20 protein-coding genes are annotated in these 21,424 nt (G+C 72.1%); 12 read left to right on the forward strand and 8 right to left on the reverse strand.

What is annotated here, in order from left to right:
* The first annotated feature begins 23 nt into the window (after positions 1-23).
* The 3 genes from CUC05_RS10250 to CUC05_RS10260 all read left to right on the forward strand — a co-directional run bounded on the left by CUC05_RS10250 (position 24) and on the right by CUC05_RS10260 (position 4,446).
* On the forward strand, positions 24-1,157 hold the full coding sequence (locus tag CUC05_RS10250) for an alpha-hydroxy acid oxidase (protein ID WP_108665999.1): 1,134 nt from the start codon (positions 24-26) through the stop codon (positions 1,155-1,157).
* Positions 1,158-1,339: 182 nt separating this feature from the next.
* The gene (locus CUC05_RS10255) at positions 1,340-2,728 is read left to right on the forward strand and encodes an ABC transporter substrate-binding protein (RefSeq protein WP_108666000.1); all 1,389 of its coding nucleotides are present in this window, start codon (positions 1,340-1,342) and stop codon (positions 2,726-2,728) included.
* A gap of 50 nt (positions 2,729-2,778) precedes the next feature.
* Complete coding sequence (locus CUC05_RS10260) at positions 2,779-4,446, forward strand: FAD-dependent oxidoreductase (RefSeq protein ID WP_108666157.1); 1,668 nt, start codon at positions 2,779-2,781, stop codon at positions 4,444-4,446.
* A gap of 182 nt (positions 4,447-4,628) precedes the next feature.
* Here CUC05_RS10260 and CUC05_RS10265 read toward each other — a convergent pair whose 3' ends face one another.
* Both CUC05_RS10265 and CUC05_RS10270 read right to left on the reverse strand, forming a co-directional pair.
* Positions 4,629-5,144, reverse strand: a complete 516-nt coding sequence (locus CUC05_RS10265; protein WP_108666001.1) for a VOC family protein — start codon at positions 5,142-5,144, stop codon at positions 4,629-4,631.
* A gap of 29 nt (positions 5,145-5,173) precedes the next feature.
* Positions 5,174-5,821 carry a GTP cyclohydrolase II gene (locus CUC05_RS10270; protein ID WP_108666002.1) on the reverse strand — a complete coding sequence of 216 codons (648 nt, stop codon included), beginning with the start codon at positions 5,819-5,821 and terminating at the stop codon, positions 5,174-5,176.
* A 104-nt stretch (positions 5,822-5,925) separates the two neighbouring features.
* Between CUC05_RS10270 and CUC05_RS10275 the strand changes: the two genes are divergently transcribed.
* Positions 5,926-6,411 carry a MarR family winged helix-turn-helix transcriptional regulator gene (locus CUC05_RS10275; RefSeq protein ID WP_108666003.1) on the forward strand — a complete coding sequence of 162 codons (486 nt, stop codon included), beginning with the start codon at positions 5,926-5,928 and terminating at the stop codon, positions 6,409-6,411.
* Between the two features lie 22 nt (positions 6,412-6,433).
* On the opposite strand, the gene CUC05_RS10280 is transcribed toward CUC05_RS10275, so the two are convergent.
* The 4 genes from CUC05_RS10280 to CUC05_RS10295 are packed head-to-tail and all read right to left on the reverse strand — an operon-like array spanning position 6,434 to position 10,182.
* Positions 6,434-7,231 carry a phosphate/phosphite/phosphonate ABC transporter substrate-binding protein gene (locus CUC05_RS10280; protein ID WP_108666004.1) on the reverse strand — a complete coding sequence of 266 codons (798 nt, stop codon included), beginning with the start codon at positions 7,229-7,231 and terminating at the stop codon, positions 6,434-6,436.
* Between the two features lie 10 nt (positions 7,232-7,241).
* A complete protein-coding gene (locus CUC05_RS10285; protein ID WP_170127977.1) occupies positions 7,242-8,891 on the reverse strand; it encodes a thiamine pyrophosphate-binding protein in 1,650 nt (549 codons plus the stop codon).
* Positions 8,888-9,487, reverse strand: coding sequence for a carboxymuconolactone decarboxylase family protein (locus tag CUC05_RS10290; protein WP_108666006.1), 600 nt, complete (start codon positions 9,485-9,487; stop codon positions 8,888-8,890). Before CUC05_RS10290 ends, CUC05_RS10285 begins: the two co-directional genes overlap by 4 nt.
* The gene (locus tag CUC05_RS10295; protein ID WP_157965431.1) at positions 9,484-10,182 is read right to left on the reverse strand and encodes a class II aldolase/adducin family protein; all 699 of its coding nucleotides are present in this window, start codon (positions 10,180-10,182) and stop codon (positions 9,484-9,486) included. The genes CUC05_RS10290 and CUC05_RS10295 overlap by 4 nt, the downstream gene beginning before the upstream one ends.
* 97 nt (positions 10,183-10,279) lie before the next feature.
* Here CUC05_RS10295 and CUC05_RS10300 point away from each other — a divergent pair, with 97 nt between their 5' ends.
* Genes CUC05_RS10300 through CUC05_RS10315 form a run of 4 tightly spaced genes read left to right on the forward strand, consistent with a single transcriptional unit; the run spans position 10,280 to position 13,012 of the window.
* The gene (locus CUC05_RS10300) at positions 10,280-11,272 is read left to right on the forward strand and encodes a ketopantoate reductase family protein (protein ID WP_157965432.1); all 993 of its coding nucleotides are present in this window, start codon (positions 10,280-10,282) and stop codon (positions 11,270-11,272) included.
* Complete coding sequence (locus CUC05_RS10305; protein WP_108666009.1) at positions 11,269-12,237, forward strand: ketopantoate reductase family protein; 969 nt, start codon at positions 11,269-11,271, stop codon at positions 12,235-12,237. Before CUC05_RS10300 ends, CUC05_RS10305 begins: the two co-directional genes overlap by 4 nt.
* A gap of 37 nt (positions 12,238-12,274) precedes the next feature.
* On the forward strand, positions 12,275-12,700 hold the full coding sequence (locus CUC05_RS10310; protein WP_108666010.1) for a nuclear transport factor 2 family protein: 426 nt from the start codon (positions 12,275-12,277) through the stop codon (positions 12,698-12,700).
* A 60-nt stretch (positions 12,701-12,760) separates the two neighbouring features.
* Positions 12,761-13,012 (forward strand): GlsB/YeaQ/YmgE family stress response membrane protein, encoded by a 252-nt coding sequence (locus tag CUC05_RS10315; protein ID WP_108666011.1) that lies wholly within the window; start codon positions 12,761-12,763, stop codon positions 13,010-13,012.
* A 16-nt stretch (positions 13,013-13,028) separates the two neighbouring features.
* Here CUC05_RS10315 and CUC05_RS10320 read toward each other — a convergent pair whose 3' ends face one another.
* Positions 13,029-14,594, reverse strand: a complete 1,566-nt coding sequence (locus CUC05_RS10320; protein ID WP_108666012.1) for an FAD-dependent oxidoreductase — start codon at positions 14,592-14,594, stop codon at positions 13,029-13,031.
* A gap of 191 nt (positions 14,595-14,785) precedes the next feature.
* Here CUC05_RS10320 and CUC05_RS10325 point away from each other — a divergent pair, with 191 nt between their 5' ends.
* Positions 14,786-15,934, forward strand: a complete 1,149-nt coding sequence (locus CUC05_RS10325; RefSeq protein ID WP_108666013.1) for an acyl-CoA dehydrogenase family protein — start codon at positions 14,786-14,788, stop codon at positions 15,932-15,934.
* Positions 15,935-15,973: 39 nt separating this feature from the next.
* Entirely contained in the window at positions 15,974-18,067 is a 2,094-nt protein-coding gene (locus CUC05_RS10330; protein WP_108666014.1) for a 3-hydroxyacyl-CoA dehydrogenase NAD-binding domain-containing protein, read from the forward strand.
* A gap of 82 nt (positions 18,068-18,149) precedes the next feature.
* Here the strand turns inward: CUC05_RS10330 and CUC05_RS10335 are convergent, their stop codons facing one another.
* Complete coding sequence (locus tag CUC05_RS10335; RefSeq protein WP_108666015.1) at positions 18,150-18,956, reverse strand: nuclear transport factor 2 family protein; 807 nt, start codon at positions 18,954-18,956, stop codon at positions 18,150-18,152.
* Between the two features lie 138 nt (positions 18,957-19,094).
* Here CUC05_RS10335 and CUC05_RS10340 point away from each other — a divergent pair, with 138 nt between their 5' ends.
* Entirely contained in the window at positions 19,095-19,868 is a 774-nt protein-coding gene (locus CUC05_RS10340; RefSeq protein ID WP_108666016.1) for an enoyl-CoA hydratase/isomerase family protein, read from the forward strand.
* A gap of 5 nt (positions 19,869-19,873) precedes the next feature.
* On the forward strand, positions 19,874-21,421 hold the full coding sequence (locus CUC05_RS10345; protein ID WP_157965433.1) for an acyl-CoA carboxylase subunit beta: 1,548 nt from the start codon (positions 19,874-19,876) through the stop codon (positions 21,419-21,421).
* The last annotated feature ends 3 nt before the right edge of the window (positions 21,422-21,424 follow it).

A 21,424-nucleotide genomic window follows, 5' to 3' on the forward strand; every position in this document is an offset into this window, starting at 1 on the left:
CCACTCGACCGGCAGGAAGCCGCGTGAGGGTCAGCACGATCAGGACCGTGGAGGACATGCGCCGGGCAGCCCACCGGCGCATGCCGCGCATGGTCGCGGACTTCATCGACGGCGGTGCCGAGGACGAGTCGACGGTCAGGGCCAACCGCAGCGGCTTCGCCGACGTGGCCCTGCGCCCGACGGTGCTCGACGGCAGCCTGACCCGGACGTTGTCCACCACCGTCGTCGGGCAGCACCTGTCGTTCCCCGTCATGTTGTCGCCCGCCGGGCTGCTGCGCCTCGCCCACGCCGACGGCGAGGTGGGTGCCGCCCGGGCCGCGGCCGCCGCGGGAACCGTCTTCACCCTCAGCACCGGGTCGTCCTGCACCATCGAGGACATCGGCACCGACGGCCCGCGCTGGTTCCAGCTGTACCTGTGGAAGGACCGGGAGGTCGTCGCCGACCTGGTGCGCCGGGCACGCGAGGCGGGCTACAGCGCCATCGTCCTGACCGTCGACGTGCCGGTGGTCGGCCAGCGCGAACGCGACCTGCGCAACGGCATGACGTTGCCCCCACGGCCGAGCCTGCCGAACCTGCTGGACGCCGCTCGCCACCCCGCGTGGGTGCGCGACTACCTGACGGGGCCGCCGCTGACGTTCGCCAACTTCACCGAGCTCGGCCGGGGGTCGGGCGCAACGTCGCTCGGCGAGTGGATCAACAGGGAGATGACCGACCCCGGCCAGAGCTGGGACGACCTGGCCTGGCTGCGCGAGCAGTGGGAGGGGCCGCTGCTGGTCAAGGGCCTCGTCTCGCCGGCGGATGCACGGCGGGCCGTCGACATGGGTGTCGACGGCATCGTGGTGTCCAACCACGGCGGCCGTCAGCTGGACGGCATGGTCGGCGCCGTCGCGGCCCTCCCGGCCGTGGTCGACGCCGTCGGCGACCGGGCCGACGTGATCCTCGACGGCGGGGTGCGGCGAGGGACCGACATCGTCAAGGCGTTGGCGCTCGGGGCGACCGCCGTGTCGGTCGGCCGTCCGTATGTCTGGGGCCTGGGCGCCGGCGGCGCCACCGGTGTGCTGCGGGTGCTGGACATCCTCCGGACCGAGCTGGACCGGACCCTCGCGCTGATGGGCGTGCGGTCGGTGGTCGACCTCGGGCCACACCACTTGGCCTGAGTGGCCTGCCAACCTGACAATCGTTTGAATTGGCCTCGTGAAACCGTTGACGGTTCAGTCCGGGGCCTATTATGATCCTCGTAGCTTACTGACCGGTTGGTAAGCGCCGTCCGTCGGACGGAGAGGGCCACGGTCAAGAAGTGGTTCATCGTTCCACTACAAGCAAGGGTCTGGAGCCGAAGATGCGTACACGTCGTTGGATAGTGCTGGTGGGGCTGTTGGCCATCGTGGCCGCGGGCTGCAGCTCGAGTGATGACGGAGGTGCCGAGGAGTCCACGGACACCGGCGACACCGCCGAGGAGACGTCGGACGCCACCGAAGCCGACGCCGATGACAGCGGCGACGAGGACGCCGACGCCGACGCCGACGACAGCGGCGACGAGAGTGCCGACAGCGGTGACGCCGGCACGGTCCCGGATGCGCCGGACTTCGGTGTCGACAGCGACACCATCCGCATCGGCTGGCTCGGCGACGTGACCGGCCCGACCGCCGCCGCCCAGGGCTTCAACCTGGAGGGTGCCGAAGCCGCCGTGGCCTACCTCAACGAGCAGGGCGGCGTCCTCGGACGCGAGCTCGAGCTGGCCGTCCAGGACGACCAGTACAACCCCGAGACGATGGCGACCAACTTCGCCGCCATCACCTCCGACAACCCCGTCCTGTCGATCATCCAGTGCGGCAACTGCGTGTCGCTGCTGCCCCAGTTCGCCAGCACCGGCATCCCGTTGATCAGCCCGCCGCAGACGGTGGACGCCCAGCTCGAGGTCCCCAACGTCTACAACAACCTCGCCCACTACGGTGACGAGGCCGACGTGGCCGTCGCCTACATCGCGGAGAAGGTCGGCGCCATCGAGGACGCCAACGTTGCCGTGGTCCACCTCGAGGTCCCCTCGGGTGCGGAGTGGAACGCCTACATCCAGCAGACGCTGGAGGAGCAGGGCGGCAACTACCTGGGCGCCATGACCATCAACATCGGTGCCCCCGACTACACCGGCGTCGTCACCCAGCTGGCCCAGATGCGCAACAACGACGGCCTCAACTACGTGGCCTTCCACGGTGCGCCGGAGACCGGCCTCGGCATGATCAGCGAGATGGTCACGCAGGGCCTGACCGACGTCCCCATGGTCGGCATCCACGGCCTTGCCGGTGCCACCATCTTCCAGGAGGGCCCGCCCGAGGCCGCCGACCTGCTGGCCGGTGCCCACTCGTTCCTGTCCCCGTTGGACGACTGCGAGATGTGCGCCACCATCCGTGACTTCGTCGCTGGTACCGAGTGGGAGGACGCGGCGATCGAGACCAACTTCGCCGACGGCTGGCACGAGGTCCTGATCGCGGCCGAGGCCATGGAGCGTGCGGCGGCCGACGCCGGCGAGCTCAGCTGGGACTCGATGAACGCCGCACTCACCTCGGCGCCCTTCGACACCGGCGGCCTGACCTGCGAGGTCGACTGGACCAACGGCAACCAGTCGCTGTGTGCCGCAGTCTTCGAGTGGAACGGCGAGTTCATGGAGCCCGCCAAGCCCTTCGAGGAGTACGCCGGCGACATCGACGGCGTCTACGGCGCCGGCGGCTAGCCGAACCGAGTTCGGTAGCACGAGCGAAGAAGCCCGGGACGATGACGTCGATGACCACCACCCCCCGATCCGACACCGGAGCGGACGTGGAGTCCACCGACGTCATCGTCCTCGGCAGTGGTGCGGCGGGCCTGACCGCCGCCCTGACCGCCCGCATCGAGGGCGCCGACGTGGTCGTCCTGGAGAAGGGCGATCTCGTCGGGGGGACCAGCGCCTGGTCCGGCGGCGCCCTGTGGATCCCCGTCAACCCCAAGGCCGACGAGGCGGGCCTGGACGACAGCCGAGAGGACGCGCTGGCCTACATCGCCTCGTTGTCCAACGGCATGATCGATCCGGCGATGGCCGAGGTCTTCGTCGACACGGGCGCGGAGATGGTGGAGTACCTCGAGGCCAACACGCCGATGGCCTTCGAGCTGGTGCCGGGTTTCCCGGACTACCAGCCCGAGCAGCCCGGCGGGAAGCCCCGGGGCGGCCGGTCGCTGCAGGCCGCGCTGTTCCCGTTCGACCAGCTCGGGGAATGGCGGACGCGGGTGACCGTGGGCCGCCAGCTGGGCGCGAACGCGGCCGGGGTCAGCATGGCCCTGTCGGAGACCCCGCTGGGCCACACCGCTCCCGACGGCGTCCCGCCCGCCGAGCTCGCCCGCCGCCAGGAGCACGACGAACGCGGCATGGGCCAGGCCCTGGTCGGCCGGCTCCTCAAGGGGTTGCTGGACCGTGGCGTCGAGCCACGAGTCGAGCACCGTGCGGTCCGCCTGGTCGTCGAGGACGGCCGGGTGGTCGGCGTGACGGCAACGACCCCCGGCGGCGAGGTGGAGCTGCGCGCGCGACGTGGTGTCGTGCTGGCGACCGGGGGGTTCGAGTGGGATCCGGAGCTGGTGCGGGCGTTCCTCCGCGGCCCGCTCGAGCGGCCGGTGTCGGTGCCCACCAACACCGGCGACGGGCTTCGCATGGCGATGCGGATCGGGGTGTCGCTCGGGACCATGCGAGAGGCGTGGTGGACCGCCACGATCGACGTGCCCGACCAGCACGGCCGCACGATCCCGTGGATGGTCAACGGCGAGCGCACCCGCCCGCGCACGATCATGGTCAACCGGGACGGCAAACGGTTCGCCAACGAGTCGGCCAACTACAACGCCTTCGGTGCGGCCTTCCACCAGATCGACCCGGTGCGCTTCGACTACAGCAACCTGCCCGCCTGGATGGTCTTCGACCGCGGCTACGTCGAGCGCTACGGGCTGGGCACATGGCGAGGCGACGGGCCGACGCCCTCGTGGATCACCGTCGCCGACTCACTCGCCGATCTCGCCAGCGACATCGGGATCGACCCGACCGCGCTGGAGGACACCGTCGCGCGCTGGAACGCCAACGTCGCCGACGGCCACGACCCCGACTTCCACCGCGGCGAGAGCGCGCACGATCAGTGGTGGGGCGATCCGGCGCTGACCGGAAGCACCGCCGCCAGCCTCGGTCCGCTCGACACCGCCCCGTTCCACGCAGTCCGCGTGTACCCGGCGGCGCTGGGCACCAAGGGCGGCCCACGGACCACCGCGGACGCACAGGTGCTCGACGTCGACGGCGACCCGGTCCCCGGCCTGTACGCGGCCGGCAACGCGGCCGCATCGGTCTTCGGGATGACCTACGGCGGCGCCGGCGGCACCCTCGGCCCGGCCTGCGTCTTCGGCTACCGGGCCGGGAGGCACCTCACCAGATCTGCCTAGCGGCACGTCCGCAGGCACACCGGACCCACCCCCTGGGTACACCACACGAGGGCCCCGTCGCGATCGCGGCGGGGCCTTCGTCAACGCGTGTCCCCTCACCGGCGCTTCGAGCCGGTCAGCCGACGCGCCTCGGGGGTGTGTCGTCTCACCCGCGCTGCGCGCTGGTGTGCCGACAAGCGCGGTCAGGCGGAGCGGCTGACGCCGACGCCGCTTGGGGTGTCGGTGCCGAAGCGCGCCAGCTCGCGGGGGAGGTCGAGGCGGCCGATGCGGGTGCGGGCCTGGCGGTCGGCGTCGGTGATGTCCTCGGCGGGAATCAGCCAGACGACCTCGAACTCGATGCCGTCCGGGTCGACGCCGTAGAGGCTCTTGGTGGTGCCGTGGTCCGACGCACCCTTGAGGGCGCCGGCGTCCTGAAGGCGTTGGGCGATCCGCTGAAGGTCGGCGAGGGTGTCGACCTCCCAGGCGAGGTGGTACAGGCCGACGGCGCTGCGTCCTGCGGGGGAGGCCGACGCGTGTTCACCGATGCTGAACAAGCCGAGGTCGTGGTCGTTGGTGGAGTCGGGGGCGGTCATGAACACCGCGCCGGGGATGACCAGCAGCGGATCACGCCGGAAGTCGAAGACCTGCTCGTAGAACGTGGCGGTGCGGTCGGCGTCGCGGACGTACAGGACGGCGTGGTTGAGGCGGTGGACGCCCATGTCGTTGCTCCTTCGGGGGTGTGCCGTCCTCAGACGGCGAGTGGCAGGTTGATGGTGTGGCCCGTGTGACGGACCTTCGCGTCGAGGTACCGCTCGTTGGCGGTGGACAGGTGCACGCCGGTCGCGCGGACGCCGCGGACGTCGACGCCCAGGGCCGTCAGCTGGCTGACCTTGTCGGGGTTGTTGGTCAGCAGCTCCACGCCGCCGACCCCCAGGGCGGTCAGCATCTGCTCGACCACGCGGTAGTCGCGCTGGTCATCGAGGTGGCCGAGCGCTCGGTTGGCCTCGTAGGTGTCCAGGCCACTGTCCTGCAGGGCGTAGGCGTCGAGCTTCTCGTACAGGCCGATCCCGCGGCCCTCCTGGCGCAGGTAGAGGAGGTGGCCGCCGGCGGTGGCGATCCGCTCGACGGCCTCGCGCAGCTGGGGACCGCAGTCGCAGCGGGCCGACCCGAAGACGTCGCCGGTCAGGCATTCCGAGTGGGGTCGGACGAGGGCGACCTCACCCGGCGTCCCGAACGTCCAGGCGAGGTGCTCGCGGCCGTCCACGAGGCCGTGGAAGGTCGTGACGACACCCTCGACCTCGTAGCCGTCGGGGAACGCCATCGGCACGACGACCTGCTGGCGGATGGTGGCGGCCGGCTCGCGACCGACGGCGGGTGCCACTGGGGTGAGGGACATGGGGGACTCCGGGGAACAAGTGGTTGAGCGTTTGACTAACTTCCCACAGACTGCCGCGCCGACCGCCTGTTGTCAAGCGTTCAACAAAAAACTAGGATGGCGGCATGGACGAACCCCGATGGCTGAAGGACGAGGAGAAGTCGACGTGGCGCCTCTACATCTCCGCCACGCGGCTGGTGGAGGAGGCGCTGGACCGCCAGATGCGCGAGGACGCCGGCATTCCCCACTCCTACTACGAGATCCTGGTCCACCTGTCGTCGGAGGAGGACCACAGCCTCCGCATGAGCGAGCTCGCGGTTCGGACCCTGTCCTCGAAGTCACGGCTGTCCCATGCGGTGTCCAAGCTCGAGGCGCTGGGGTGGGTGCACCGAGCCGCATGCCCGAGCGACAAGCGGGGTCAGCTCGCCGTCCTGACCGACGAGGGCATGGCGGCCCTGGTCGAGGCCGCGCCGGGGCACGTCGAGGAGGTGCGACAGCGGCTGTTCGATCCCCTGACCGTCGAGGAGCAGGCGGTCCTCGGCCGTGCCTGCCGCAAGATCCTGATGGCGCTGGGGGAGGATCCGGACCGCATCGCGGCGGACATCGACTGACCGCGTCCACACCGCTTGGAGGTCACGCCGTGCGGGCCATCCGCTCGGCCAGCGCCAGGTAGCGAGTGTCGTCCACCGGGACGAAGCGGCGCAGCTGTGCCTCGGCCAGCTCGGCCCGCACCGCGGTGACGCGGTCGGCGGTCAGCAGCGCCCGACGAACGGCTGACCGCACGGCCGGGGCGAGCCCGGTCCGGGCAACAACCGGCTGCACCGGATGGGGGCCGAGGGCCGCGATGGCGACGAGGTCGAGCTCGGGGTCACGACGGCTGACGCGGTGCCACACCGTGGAGTCGATGGCCGCAGCCTCCACCGCACCAGCGCACAGCAGCTGGAGGGATCGCAGGTGCGAGCCCGACCGGACGAAGTCCACCGCGTCGACGTCGATGCCCTCCTGCACGAGGGCGAGGCGGAGGCTGTGGTAGCCGCTCAGGCTGACGTCGTCGTTGTAGGCGATGCGGCGTCCCGGTAGCTCGGCGAGGGTCGCCGGGCCCCCCGGTCCCACCACGACATCGCCGAAGTAGACGGGCTGCCCCTTGCTCCGCGGGTCGAGCGGCACCCACGCGGCACCCACCAGGCGGATCGGCGGATCGGGGACGGCGGTCAGCCACACCCACGACGTCGCGCACACGAACGCCACGTCGACCTCGCCGCTGCTGAACGGCTCGGGCTCGCCGGCCCGGGGCCCCGACCGAGTGGCGTCGAACGACAGGTCGACCGCACGGCCCAGCGAGGCCGCCAGGTGGTCCGCCAGCGCCTCGAAGAGCGAGGCGGGGATGCTCGGCGCCAGGTAGGTCCGAAGGCGCAGCGGGCGGCTCGACACGCCGGAGAACCTACTCGCCGACCTTGCGGGCGAACGCCTCCTCCAGCCAGCCGGCCCGCACGTCGCGGTTGACCGGGATGTGGGCCACCAACGGCTCGCGCAGGTCCACGCACTCCGCCGCCAGCGCCTTCAGGTCGTCGAGGGTGTCGATGCGCACGCCGCGGGCGCCGACCGACTCGGCGACGGCGACCAGGTCGGGCGTGGTGAACAACGACTGCTCCTCGGGCAGTCCGAGCATCCGCAGGAAGTGAAGCTCGGCGCCGTAGGCCCCGTCGTCGAACACCAGCACCAGCATCGGCACCTGCTCGCGGGCCAGCGTCTCGAGGTCGCCGAGGCCCATCATCAGCCCGCCGTCGCCGATGGCCAGCACGGTCAGCCGCTCGGGGTGGGCCACCGCCGCACCGATCGCCGACCCGAGTCCCAGCCCCACCGACCCGAAGTCGAGGGAGAACAGGAACGCCGACGGCTCGGGCACCGACAGGTAGCTCGCCGGGAACCCGCAGAAGTGGCCGCCGTCGGTGATCAGCTGGCGGTTCGCCGGCAGCAGGGGTTCCAGCTCCGCGCAGACCGTCCGCGGGTCCAGCGCTCCCTCGGCCCCGGCGTCCTCGTGGGCTGCGCCCAGGTCGAAGGACCGCAGCCGCTCGGCCACCGCCTCGGTCCGGTAGCCGGGTCCGGCTCCGGCGACCATCTCGCGCAGCCGCGTCGCGACGAGCCGTGCGTCCCCCACGACCTGGACCGCCGCAGGGGTGTACCGCCCGACCGCCGCCGGGTCGACGTCGACGTGGATCAGCTCGGTGGGTGCGTGCAGCAGCGCCCCCGCCCGGTTGGTGAAGCTGTTCACCCCGGCGCCCAGCACGACCACGACGTCGGCGTCGGCGATCAGCTCGGCGCCCAGGGGTGTGGCGAAGCCGCCGCAGATGCCGACCGACCACGGATGCCCGTCGAACCACGACTTGCCCGGCAGCGTGGTCGCCAGCAGCGCCCCGACCTCGTCGGCCAGCGCGATCGCCGCCTCGCGGGCGTCGGCGCGGATCGCCCCTCGCCCGGCCAGCACGACCGGCCGCTCGGCGGTCCGCAGCAGCGCCGCCGCCTCGGCCAGCGCGGCCTCGTCGGGCTCGACGACCGGTGCCGACGTCGCCTCCTGAACCCCGGCGACAGGCGACGGACCCGATGACTCCTCGTCCTGGACATCCGTCGGCATGGACAGCGCGACGGGGCCCGGCCCGCGGCGTGCACGGGCGAACGCCGCCGCCACGTCCGCGGTGGCGGTGGCCGAGGAGAACGGCTGCACCGGCACACCGGCCGCGGCCAGCAGCGCCTCCTGGTCGCAGTCCTGCGGCAGGCCGGGCACGCCGTGCGGGGTGTCGCCGGTCAGCAGCACCAGGGGGGTGCCGGCCTTCCGGGCGGAGATCAGCGCGGTCAGCGTGTTGGTCAACCCCGGACCCTGCGTGACCGAGCACACCCCGACCCGTCCGCTGGTCCGGGCATATCCGTCGGCCATCGCCAGCGCCGCCGACTCGTGGCGGGCGGCGACCATCCGCACGTCGTGCACCGACGTCAGGTGCGGGATCAGCTTGAGGTTGCCGTCGCCCATCACCCCGAAGACCTCGGTGACACCCTCGGCCACCAGCGCAGCGGCGACCGCCTCCCATGCCTTCACTTGCGGGCTCCCACGATGGTCGCGTCGGACCCCCACGGGGTGATCGTCCCCTCCCGCTCGTGGAAGCGATCGGGCAGCTCGTCGACCATGTCCCACGCCATCGACAGCCGGCCGTAGCCGACGTACAGGCCGATGTGCATGCCGAGCTCGACGATCTCCGGTTCGCTGTAGTGCTCGCGCAGGTCGGCGATCGTCGCGTCGCTGATCGACAGGTGGTCGCTGGCCATCAGGTCGGCGAACCGCAGCGCCGCCCGCTCGGCGTCGGTCAGGTCCGGCGCCTCCTCCGGCTGCTCCAGCGAGCAGACCAGGTCCTCGGTGACACCCGCCTCGACCCCGTCGGCGTAGCGAATCGCCATGCACGAGCGGCACTGGTTGTGGAACGCCACCCGCAGCCGGACGATCTCGATCAGCCGGGCCGGCAGGGTGCTGCGCGACCGGATCGCGCCGGTGAACCGAACGTAGGCCTCGGCCAGCTCGGGCCGGTGCGCGTAGATGCGGACGTTGCCGAGCTCCAGGTCGGTCCGCCCCTCGGGCTGCACGAGCTCGCGCAGCTCGGGGGTCCATTCCTCCGGGGGCAGCAGGCGGATGCGGCTCACGACGCGACCAGCTCGCCGAGGTCCTCGCCTGCGGCGGCCATCGCGTTCCTCGCCTTGCGCTGCACCAGGCCCCAGGTGTGGGTCAGGTAGTTGGCGCGGGTCACGAGGTCCTTCACGCGGCCGACCATCTCCTCGGGCATGTCCGGTGCCCCGGTCGGGGTGATCCGCACGTCGAGCTCCGCGGCGTACTCCAGGGTGACCATCAACGACACGGCCTGCCCGAGGTCCTCGTGGACGCAGATGGCGCCGTGGAAGGGGATCAGCAGCGTGTGGTTGCCCCCCAGGGCCGGGCCGACGGACTCGAAGTCGTCGTCGGGGCACATGGCGGTCTCGCCGGCGAAGAAGCTGGCCAGGTTGTGGTAGGTCTTCGGCGGCCGGTTCATCGCGCACAGCGCCGTGATCCACGGGCCGTGGGTGTGGACGATGGCGTGCACGTCGTCGCGCTCGGCGTAGATGCCCTGGTGGAAGTCCGCCCCCAGGCTGATCGTCCGGTCGCCGTCGACCTGGTTGCCGTCGAAGTCGATCCGCACGACGTCGTCGGGGGTGATCTCCTCGAACGTCTTGTCCAGCACGTTCATCCAGAAGGTGTCGCTGTCGGGGTCGCGCATCGACACGTGGCCACCGATCTCGGACCCCAGTCCGTAGGTGGCGAGGCCTCGGCAGGCGAGGGCGATCTGCTCGGCGGGGGAGGGCATGACGGGCTCCTTGGACGACACCGGTGCAACGGACGACACCGCTGGCGTTCAATTATGCATATGGTTAACCTCAATGTCGACTCTGGGAGGATGTTCGATGACGAGCTACCTGATCGCCGGTGCCGGATCGTTGGGCACTGTCTACGGTGCGGTCCTGGCGCGGGCCGGCCACGACGTGCAGCTGCTGGCTCGCCGGGCCCACGCGGACGCCGTCACGAGCAGGGGAGGGGTGGAGCTGCGGTCCTTCGGATCCGTCGACCACCCGACCCTTCGCGCCACCCACGACCCGTCCCGCCTCGACCCCGTCGATGCGGTCGTGCTGGCCTGCAAGGCTCCCGACACCGCGGAGGTGCTGGACGGCATCGCCCACCTCGCCGACGGGGTGACGGCGGCCATGTCGATCCAGAACGGGGTGACCGCCGCCGACACGCTGGCTGGCTGGTGCGCCCCGTCCGCTGTCGTCGGGGCGGTCAGCATGGTCGGCGGCACCCTCGAGTCGCCGGGGGTCGTGGCCCACACCTTCGCCGGCCCGACCTTCCTCGGGCCGCTGGAGCCCACCGAGCCCGCCGCCGTCACCACCCTGGCCGGTGACATCGAGGGAGCCGGTTTGGAGGTCGTGACGACCGACCGCATCCGGTCCGTGGAGTGGTCCAAGCTGGTCCACGCCTCCCCCTCCATGGCCATCACCGCGCTGACCCGGCTGCCGTTCCACCGGGCGTTCGTCGTCCCCGAGCTGGCGGAGGTCTTCCTCGACCTCGTCGTCGAGGGGGTGGCCGTGGCGAGGGCCGCGGGGGTCGAGGTCGACGACTGGCCACACATCCTCCCCGTGCGGTCGCTGGCCGACATGCCGCGGGAGGAGGGGCTGGCCACCATCCGAGCTCGCGGCGAGGCGATGGTCGAGGCCGGCATGACCGAGGTGCGGATCTCCATGCTGCAGAGCGTCGAACGGGGCCGGCCCACGGAGGTCGACGCCATCCACGGGACCCTGGCCGACTGGGCCGACCGCCTGGAGGTCGACGCCCCCGCCACGACCGTGGTGCAGCGGCTCCTGGCCGGCCTCGACCGCGTCATCCGGGAGGAGGCGACGTGAGCGGCCAGCGCAGCTGGGCTGTCGTCGGCGCCGGAGCCATGGGCAGCGTCATCGGCGGCCACCTGGCGCTCGCCGGGCATCCGGTCACCCTCGTCGACGTCCGGCGGGACCACATCGACGCCATCCGGGCGCACGGGCTGGAGATGCGACGTCCAGACGGCGCCCCCTCCACCGTGGAGGTCGCCGCCACCACCGACCCGGCCGAGGACCTGTCCCCGGTCGACGTGCTGCTGTTCATGTGCAAGTCCTTCGCGACCGTCGACGCGGCCCGGTCGGTCGCCCATGCGCTGGCACCCGGGGGAGTGGCGGTCACCCTGCAGAACGGCCTGGGCAACGACCGGCGGCTGGCAGAGGTGTTCGACGTCGACCGGGTGGTCCCCGGGACGACAACCGTCGGGGCGGAATCCGTCGCGCCGGGCGTGGTGCTGATGGCCCCGGCCACCGCCGCCGGCCGGTCGATGACGGAGATGGGGCCGCCCCGAACGGTCGTCGACGGCGTGCCCGATGTGGTCGTCGACGTCGCCGCCGACCTGGTCGCGGCCGGGTTGCCCGCACGGGCCCTGCCGTCGGCCGACGGGGTCATCTGGAGCAAGGTGGCGATGGCCGCGTCGATGGGCTGCCTGACCGCGGCGCTGCGCCGGACCGTGGCCGATGTGATCGGTGACCCGCACGCATGGTCGCTGTGGACCGACATGTTCGAGGAGGTCGTTGCGGTCGCCGCCGCAGCCGGGGTCGAGCTGGACGTCGAGGCCCTGCGCGCCCACTGCGTCGACACCTACACGTCCGTCGGCCCGCACGTCACGTCCATGGCCGCCGACGTCGTCGCGGGCCGACGGACGGAGGTCGACGCCCTGGCGCTGGGCGTGGCGGAGGAGGGGCGCCGGGTCGGCGTCCCCACGCCCGTGACCGAGACCGTCGGCCGGATCATCGCCTCCCTCGAGGCCACGTACGACCGAACCCTGTGAACCCCGAACCCCCACACCCAAGAGGAGCCACGAAGCCATGAACGTCGAGGACCGCCTGCTGGCCATGGACCTGCTGCACCGCTACGGCCACTGCTACGACCAGGGCGACATCGACGCCATGGCCGAGTGCTTCACCGAGGACGCAACCTTCACCATCAACGGGTCCGTCGGTGCGATGCCGACCGCGATCGAGGGACGGGAGGCGATCCGCCAGGCGATGGGCGAGCGGCGGGCCGCCACCGCCCACGCCCAGCGCCGCCACATCATCACCAACGTCGTCCTCGACCCCGTCGACGGCGACCCCGACCGCATCCGCGCCGCCAGCTACCTGCTGGTCGGCTCGACGGAGGACGGCACCCTGCACCTGCCCTCGACCGGCCGCTACACCGACGTGCTGGCCCGCGCGGGTGACGGCTGGCTGATCGCCGAACGGGTCCTGACCCTGGACTCCACGATCGGCTAGGCCGTGCCGGGCGTCCGCCGGCCACGGCTCGTTCGGTTTGAGGGCGGGTAATCCTCCAGCATGATCGGATTCCTCATCGCTGGCCTCGTCATCGGAGCCCTGGCCCGGCTCTTCACCCGCGGACGCCAGGGCCTCGGCCTCGGCGCAACCCTCCTGCTCGGGGTCGTCGGTTCCGTGATCGGTGGGCTCCTCGCCAACCTCATCGGGACCGGCTCGATCTTCGAGCTGAACATCATCGGGTTCATCGCCTCGGTCGTCGCCGCCGTCCTGCTGCTCGGCGTCGTCCAGGGCGCCTCGGGCAAGCGCGCATGACACCCCGCCGCCGGGGTCAACCCCCGGCGGCTGCCGCCCCCGCCCGGCGCCCGAACACCAGCGCCGGGCCGATGGTCCCGCCCGCACCCGGGTAGGCCATGCCGAGCGGGCTGGCCGCGGCGTTGCCGGCGGCGAACAGCCCTTCGATCGGTCCGCCCGCCACGTGCTGGACCCGACCGTCGACGTCGGTACGGGGGCCGCCCTTGGTGCCCAGCGTCCCCGGGATCACCCGTACGGCGTACAGGGGCCCGTCATCGAGCGGACGCAGGGTCGGCTGGTCCAGACTTCGGTCGCCGACGAACCGGTCGTAGGCCGAGCGGCCACGTCCGAAGACGGGGTCCTCGCCACGGGTCGCGGCCTCGTTGAACGCCGCGACGGTCGCCGACAGCGAGGCCGGGTCGACGTCGATGGCCGCCGCCAGCCCCTCCACCGTGTCGGCGCGGACGAGCCAGCCGGGGTCCGGTTCGCCGGGCATCAGCGGCCCGATGGGATAGGTCCGCCGGTAGCCGCCGTCGACGACCAGCCACGACGGGTCCCGCGTGAAGCCGAACGCGCCCGGGTCGAAGTCGTGCAGGGACCGGCCGACGTCGTTGTAGTTCTGCGCCTCGTTGGCGAATCGCTGCCCGCGGCCGTCGACCATGATGGCGCCCGGACGGGATCGCTCCGCCAGCAGCAGGCGGTGCAGCGGCGCCCCCTCCACCTGCTCGCCGGGGATCGCCATCGCGGGGCACCACCACGCCTCGGACATGTTGCCCAGCGCCGCCCCGGCCGCCATGGCCATCCGCAACCCGCCACCCGTCGCCCCGGGTGCGCCGGTCGGTGCGGGGGAGGGATGGCGCAGGAACGCCCTGGCCAGCGCCGGATCCCGCTCGAACCCGCCGGTGCACAGCACGACCGAGCCATCGACCACCTCACCCGAGGGCAACGTCACCCCGACGACACGGTCGCCCTCGCGCCGCAGTCCCTCGGCGGGTGCCTCGGTCCGCACGTCGACACCCCCCCGCTGCACCGCCGCCAGCAGGCTCGCGACGACCGCGGCGCCCATCGTCAGCACCCCCTCCTGCTGGCGGCGGGTCAACACCTTTCGGTCCAGGGCGTTGGCGATGATCTCGTGCTGGGTCATCGGCAGTCGCCACGACAGCGGCGGCCGCACCAGCGCGGCGACGTCGTCGGCGGGCGCGAACGGCATCGGCTCGAGCGACCGGCCGCCCTCGCGCCCGCCGGGCAGCTCGCAGTGGTAGTCGGGGTACCCCAGGGCCACCCACTCGTGATCGGTCGCCGCCTGCACCCATCTCGCCGTCGCCCCGGCGTCGGCGACGAAGGTGTCGACCAGGTCCTCGTCGACGTCGCCCAGCGCGAGCCCGCGCAGGTACCGCCGCGCGTCTGCGGCGGTGTCGGGGAACCCGGCGGCCTCAGCCAGGTCGTTGGCGGGCAGCCACGCCACACCGCCCGACAGGGCGGTGGTCCCGCCGACGCTCGCGGTCGACTCCAGCAGCGTGACTGCAGCCCCCTCTCCCGCGGCGGACAGCGCGGCCGCGAGGCCAGCGGCCCCCGACCCGACGACGACGACGTTGTTGCCCATGGGCTCCCGGCTCCTCTGCGTCAGCGGTGCACCGGTCGGTCCCCGGCACAACCAAACACTTGGTTGATCCTTGCACGTCGGAGCCCACGCCGTCTACGATCGACTTACCAGTAAGTAACCAGTCGACTCCAGCACCATGCCAGAACGACCGGGCTGCCGGACGAGCCGAGGGCAGCCCGCGAGGAGCCACCGTGGAACGCACCATCTTCGAGGAGGAGCACCTCCACTTCCGTGACGCCGTCAGGCGGTTCGTGGAGAAGGAGGTCGTGCCCAACCGGGAGGCGTGGGAGGCGCAGGGCCGGGTCGACCGCTCGTTGTTCACCGCCGCCGGCCAGGCCGGGCTGCTCGGCATCGCCGCACCCGAGGCGCACGGCGGCGGCGGCATGACCGACTTCCGCTACAACGCGATCATCTCCGAGTGCCTCGCCGAGGCCGACGTCCTGTCCGCTGGCCTCGGCCTGTCGCTGCAGGCCGACATCGCCCTGCCCTACCTGCTGCACCTGGCCACCGAGGAGCAGCAGGCACGCTGGCTGCCCGGCGCCATCTCCGGCGAGACCATCCTCGCGCTGGCCATGTCCGAGCCGGGTGCCGGCTCCGACGTCGCCGGCATCGCCACCACCGCCCGCCTCGACGGTGACCACTACGTCGTCGACGGCGCCAAGACCTTCATCACCAACGGCCAGAACGCCGACCTGATCATCACCGCCGTCAAGACCGACCCGAGCGAACGGCACAAGGGCATCAGCCTGCTGGTGATCGAGGCCGACCGCGACGGGTTCTCCCGTGGACGCAAGCTGGCCAAGGTCGGCCAGCACGCCGCCGACACCTCCGAGCTGTTCTTCGACGGCGTCCGCGTGCCGGTCGACAACCGGCTGGGGGAGGAGGGCACGGGCTTCTACGCCATGATGGGCAACCTGGCCCAGGAGCGGCTGTCCATCGCCGTGCAGGCCGTCGCCCAGGCCGAACGGTCCGTCGCCACGAGCGTGGAGTACGCCACGCAGCGCCAGGCGTTCGGCAGCCCGATCGGCAGCTTCCAGCACATCCGCTTCACCCTCGCCGAGCTGCAGACGCAGGTCGACGTCGCCCGCACCTACGTCGACCGCCTGCTGATGGACTTCGTCGAGGGGCGGCTGTCCGACGTCGACGCCGCCAAGGCGAAGTGGTGGACCACGGAGCTCTGCCAGCAGATCGTCGACAAGTGCGTCCAGGTCCACGGCGGCTACGGCTACATGGCCGAGTACCCCGTCGCGCGGGCGTGGGTCGACAGCCGGATCCAGACCATCTACGGCGGCACGACCGAGATCATGAAGGAGATCATCGGTCGCTCCATGGGGCTGTAGCCCGCCGCCGTGCCAGCCACCACGAAGGGGTCACCGACCATGTCCGAGACACGCTGCGTACGCCGAGACGACCGGGGCCGTGTGGCCGTGCTGGCCATGGACCGCCCGGGGTCGTCGATGAACGTCGTGGACGAGCGGCTGTTCACCGACCTGCGCCGTGAGGTCGACGACGTGCTGGCCGACGACGGCATCGACGCGTTCGTCCTGGCGTCCGGCAAGGACGGCTCGTTCGGGGCCGGGGCCGATATCCGTTGGCTGCCCGAGCTGGCTGCCAGCGACGACGCCGAGGACTTCCTCGCGGGGGTGCACGAGCTGATGGCCCGGATCGCCCGCGGGTCGACCCCGATGGTCGCCGCCGTCAACGGCTCGGCCTTCGGTGGGGCGCTGGAGCTGGCGCTGGCCGGCCACGCCATCGTCGCCGTCCCCGGTGCGCAGCTGGGGCTGCCCGAGGTCGGCCTGTCGTTGCTGCCCGGCGGCGGTGGCACCCAGATGCTGCGCCGCTTCGTCCCGCTCGACCGGGCGCTGGCCATGCTGACGTCCGGCAAGCCCGTCGCCGTCGAGGACGCCGGCGGGCTGGTGGCCCGCGTCGTCCCGGCCGACGAGCTGGTCGACGCGGCCGTCGAGGTGGCGGCGTCGCTGGCCGGCACCGACCTGGTGGCCGACCCCGTCGCGTCGGAGGGTGATGTGGCCCTGATCGCGTCGACCCGTGAGGAGCTCGCCGGGTCCCGTCGAGGCCTGTCGACCGCGGCCGCCACGATCCTCGACGTCGTCGCCGTCGGGGTGGCCGAGGGGCTCGACGCGGGCCTGGCCGCCGAACGCGCCGGCTTCCTCTCCCTCCTCCGCTCGACGGAATCCCGCGCGGCCCTGCACCTGTTCAGCGCCCAGGACGACGTCAAGCGCCGCAGCCGTGGCGGCGGGGCCCCCGTCGAGCGGCTCGGCGTCGTCGGTGGCGGGCAGATGGGCGCCGGCATCGCCTCCACTGCTGTCAGCCGCGACCTGGACGCCATCGTCCGGGACGTCGCCGAGGACTCCCTCGGCCGCGCCCGCGCCTACCGCGACAAGGTCCTGTCCCGCACCGCACCGGCCGAGGGTGAGGACCCGCGGGTCGACCGCTGGGCCGACACCACCGAGTGGGAGGGGTTCGGCGAGGTCGACGCCGTCGTCGAGGCCGTCTTCGAGCTCCCCGAGATCAAGGACGAGGTGCTGCGCGCCCTGAGCGACGAGGTCGGCGAGGACACGCTGATCGCCAGCAACACCTCCGCCATCCCGATCGCGTCGCTGGCCGCCTCGGTCACCCGGCCCGAGCGGTTCCTCGGCATGCACTTCTTCTCCCCGGTCGAGCGCATGCCGCTGGTCGAGCTGATCCCCCACGCGGGGACAGCGGCCGAGACCACCCAGCGGGCCGCCGCGCTCGGCCGTCGGCTGGGCAAGGTGCCCGTCGTCGTCGGCGACGCGCCCGGCTTCATGACCTCCCGTGTGTACGCCCGCTGGCTGGCCGAGGGCATCCGCCTGCTGCTCGACGGCGTGGACGTGGCGACGATCGACCGTGCCGCGCAGGCCGTCGGGTTCCCGGTCGGGCCGCTGCTGGCCACCGACGAGGCCACCCTCAACCTGGTGGTGCAGGCCAGCATCACGCAGGTCGCCGAACCCGTCATGGCCGACCGGCTGGACGTCGCCGGGGTCCGCAAGGCCCTGGAGACGCTGATGGCCGCGGGCGTGGAGGGGCGCCGGCAGGGCCGTGGGTTCTACAGCTACGACGAGGGGCAACGCGTCGGCCCCAACCCCGACGTGCTGGGCCTCCTCGGCGTGACGCCGGCGGAGGTGGACGCCACGGTGGTCGGCGAGCGGCTGCTGCTGGCCTTCGCGACGGAGTGCTGGCGCTGCGACGCCGACGGCACGATCTGCCACCCCGACGACGGCGACGTCGCGGCGGTGCTGGGCATCGGATTCCCCCGTGTGCTCGGCGGGCCGTTCCACTGGGCCGACGAGGTCGGCGCCACCGAGATCGTCCGTCGTTGCGACGTCCTGGGCGACGCGTTCGAGCCCGGCCCGGAGCTTCGCCGGCTGGCCGCCGAGGGCGGTCGCCTGGCCGACCTCCCCCGCCGCCCCGCCCCCTTCGCCGACCGGGGCTAGCCCGTTCGTCGGGTGTTGGGCCGCCCGTGGTGATTGCCCGACACGCGTCGGGGAGGGCGGCGCCCCGCCGCTCCCCGGCTGCTCAGCCGGTCGCGAGCGCCTTGCGGAGGCGCCGGACCAGGCCCCAGCGGTCGCGGACCATCTCCAGCTCGGTGACCGCGCCGTCGGCCACGCGGGCCATCAGGGTGGCCTGCATGCGCCCCTCCAGGCCCAGCGCCTCGTCCGACACGCCGGGCAGCCCGCCGGCGTAGGTGCCTCGCAGGGTCACGGCGGCCGCGGCCCGGTCGCCGGCGGTGAACAGGTCGTCGACCTCCACCGACAGCCCCTCCAGCACCGCCGCGCCGTCGCCGGTCTCCATCAGCCGCACGCCGTCGGCCGACAACGCCGCCGACGAGTCGGCCGCCAGCGCGTCCAGCCACGCCCGCAACGCCTGCTCCGTCGCGGGGTCGCCGGGGGTGTCCACGGTCGTGGCCCAGGGGTCGGGATGGCCCGGCTCCAGCGGCGCGGTGAACGAACCGGTCGACTGCTCGTCCCTGCCCTGGAAGTCCTGCTCGACCCGGCAGATCCGCAGTCGCTCGCCGTCCCACTCGTACGTGGAGATGCCCGGCCACACCGCCAGCGCCCCCGGCTCGCCGACCGGCGCGCCGTGCTCGCTGAACCGCATGGCCAGCCGGTTGCCCGACAGGATCATGTCGTGCACCGTCAGCACCAGGGTGGGGTAGCGGGCGAACGCCGCCGACACCGCGTCGGTGTAGGTCGCCATGTCCAGCGTCCGACCCGAGATCACGACCCGGTAGTCCTCGCGCATCAGGTCGGCCGTCACCGACTGGTCGTGGACGCAGGTGTAGTCGATGCAGTACCGGCGCATCAGCGCGACGAACGGTTCCATCAGGGGGCTCCTCGGGGTGGCGACGACCCCCGCCGAAGGGGGGACGCGTTGACCTCCCCACCGTATTGACCTACTGTTAAGTAATCAATTGTTCCGGCCCGGAACCAGAGCCGAATACGGGGCCGCAGGAGGCACGAGTTGGACAACAGCTACGGCATGCTCAGCGTGGGGGTGGAGGACGGCGTCTGCGTCGTCACGCTCGACCGGCCCGAGAAGCTGAACGCGCTGACCTACGAGTTCTGGACCGACGTGGTCCGGCTGCTCGACGACGCCGAGGCCGACGACACCGTCCGTGCGCTCGTCGTCCGTGGCGCGGGTGACAACTTCTGCGCCGGTGGCGACATCGACGGGTTCGGCGAGCTGGCCGACATCCCCGCACGCCGCCGCTACCAGCACCTCGCCATGGCCGCCTACCGCGCCTGGGAGGTCTTCCCCAAGCCGACGATCGCTGCCGTCCACGGCTGGGCCCTCGGCGGCGGCTGCGAGCTGACGATGGTCACCGACCTCGTCGTCTGCGACACCACCGCCCGCTTCGGTACCCCCGAGGCCGCCGTCGGGCTGATGCCCGGCCTCGGTGTCGTCCGTGGCCACGCCAACACCAACCTCCACTGGCTCAAGCTCATGATCTTCACCGGCGCGAGGCTCGGCGCCGAGGAGGCCCGGCTGGCCGGCCTGGTCACCACCGTGACCGAGGAGGGCCAGCACGTGGAGGAGGCCATGCGGCTCGCCCACCGGGCCGCCGAGAAGCCCGCCACCGCCCTGCGCGTGGCCAAGGCCATCCTCAACCGTGGTTCGGCGGAGGGCTATGACTACTCCGTCGAGGCCACCGCCCTGCTGCACAGCACTGACGACCAGCGGGAAGGGGTCGCCGCCTTCGTGGAGCGCCGCCAGCCCGCCTTCCGTGACAGGTGACCACCGTGGACCGACCGACCCCCCCGACGATGCAGGAGCGGCTCGAGGAGCTGCAGAAGCGCCGTGACATCGCCCTCGCCATGGGCGGCCCCGAGAAGGTGCAGCGCCACCACGACAGCGGCCGCCTGACCGTCCGGGAGCGCATCGCTGGCGTCCTGGACGAGGGCAGCTTCTACGAGATCGGCATGCTGGCCGAGCCCGAGCTGCGCAAGGAGAAGCCCATCCCGGGCGACGGCTGCGTCACCGGCTTCGGTCGCATCGACGGCCGCAAGGTCTGCCTCATCGGCATCGACGCCACCACCCTCGCCGGCACCACCGCCCCGATCAGCATGCGCAAGCAGGGGCGCATCGCGGCCTACGCGGCCAAGAAGGGCTTGCCGCTGATCCTGCTGTGCGACGCCGACGGCGGACGCATCCCCGACGTCATGGGCTGGCGGTTCTCGGGCCTGCCGTTCGACTTCTCCTCCTTCCTCCAGACCCCCGAGGGTTACCCCGAGATCCCGCGCATCGCGGCGGTGCTCGGCCCGGGCTACGGCGACTCCGCGCTGCACGCCGGGACCGCCCACATCATCGTGATGACCGAGACGTCCTCCATCGCGCTGTCCGGCCCGTCGGTGGTGGAGTCCGCCATCGGCGAGAAGGTCACCGACCAGGAGCTCGGCGGCCCCGAGCACGCCCAGGAGATCGGCACCGCCCACCTGGTCGTCCCGACCGAGGACGAGGCGTTCGACGCCATCGCCGCCTACCTGTCCTACCTGCCCAACAACGCCGCCCGGCCCGCGCCGCGGGCCCCGGCCGTCGAACCACGCCTGGACCGCGAGACCCTCCTCGACGTGGTGCCGACCAACCCCAAGCAGGCCTACGACATGCACGACGTCATCGACGCGATCGTGGATGCCGACACGTTCCTGCCGTGGCGTCCCGAGGCCGGCAAGGCCCTGATCACCGCGTTCGTCCGCATGGAGGGGCAGGCCGTCGGCATCATCGCCAACAACCCCCGCCACGGCGCCGGCGCGCTGGACGCCCGGGCGCTGGAGAAGGCGCACAACTTCATCGACATGTGCGACACGTTCAACCTGCCGCTGGTCTTCCTGCAGGACGTGCCCGGCCTGATGATCGGCATCCAGGCCGAGCGGCAGGGCATCGTGCAGTGGTACGAGCGGCTCGTCGCCCGGCTGGCCCGCACCAAGGTCCCGCACGTCGCCGTCGTGGTCCGCAAGGCCTTCGGCGGTGGCCACTACGCCATGGGCGGCCGGCCCACCCTCCCCGACCTGCTGGTCTGCTGGCCCATCGCCGAGCTCGGCTTCATGGCCCCCGAGACCGGCGTCGTCACCGTCAACCGGCGGATGCTGGAGCAGGCCGAGGCCGACGGCGGCCGCGAGGCCCGCGACAAGCTGGAGATGGAGCTGACCCAGGAGTGGATCGACGAGTCCGCCGCATGGGAATCCGCGGCGCACACGTTCGTGGATGACATCATCGACCCCCGTGACACCCGCTCGGTCATACTCACGGGGATCGAGTTCGGGTGGGGCGACCGGGATGGAGTGGGGTAACGA

The organism is Euzebya rosea (genome assembly GCF_003073135.1).
Taxonomy (GTDB): Bacteria; Actinomycetota; Nitriliruptoria; order Euzebyales; family Euzebyaceae; genus Euzebya; species Euzebya rosea.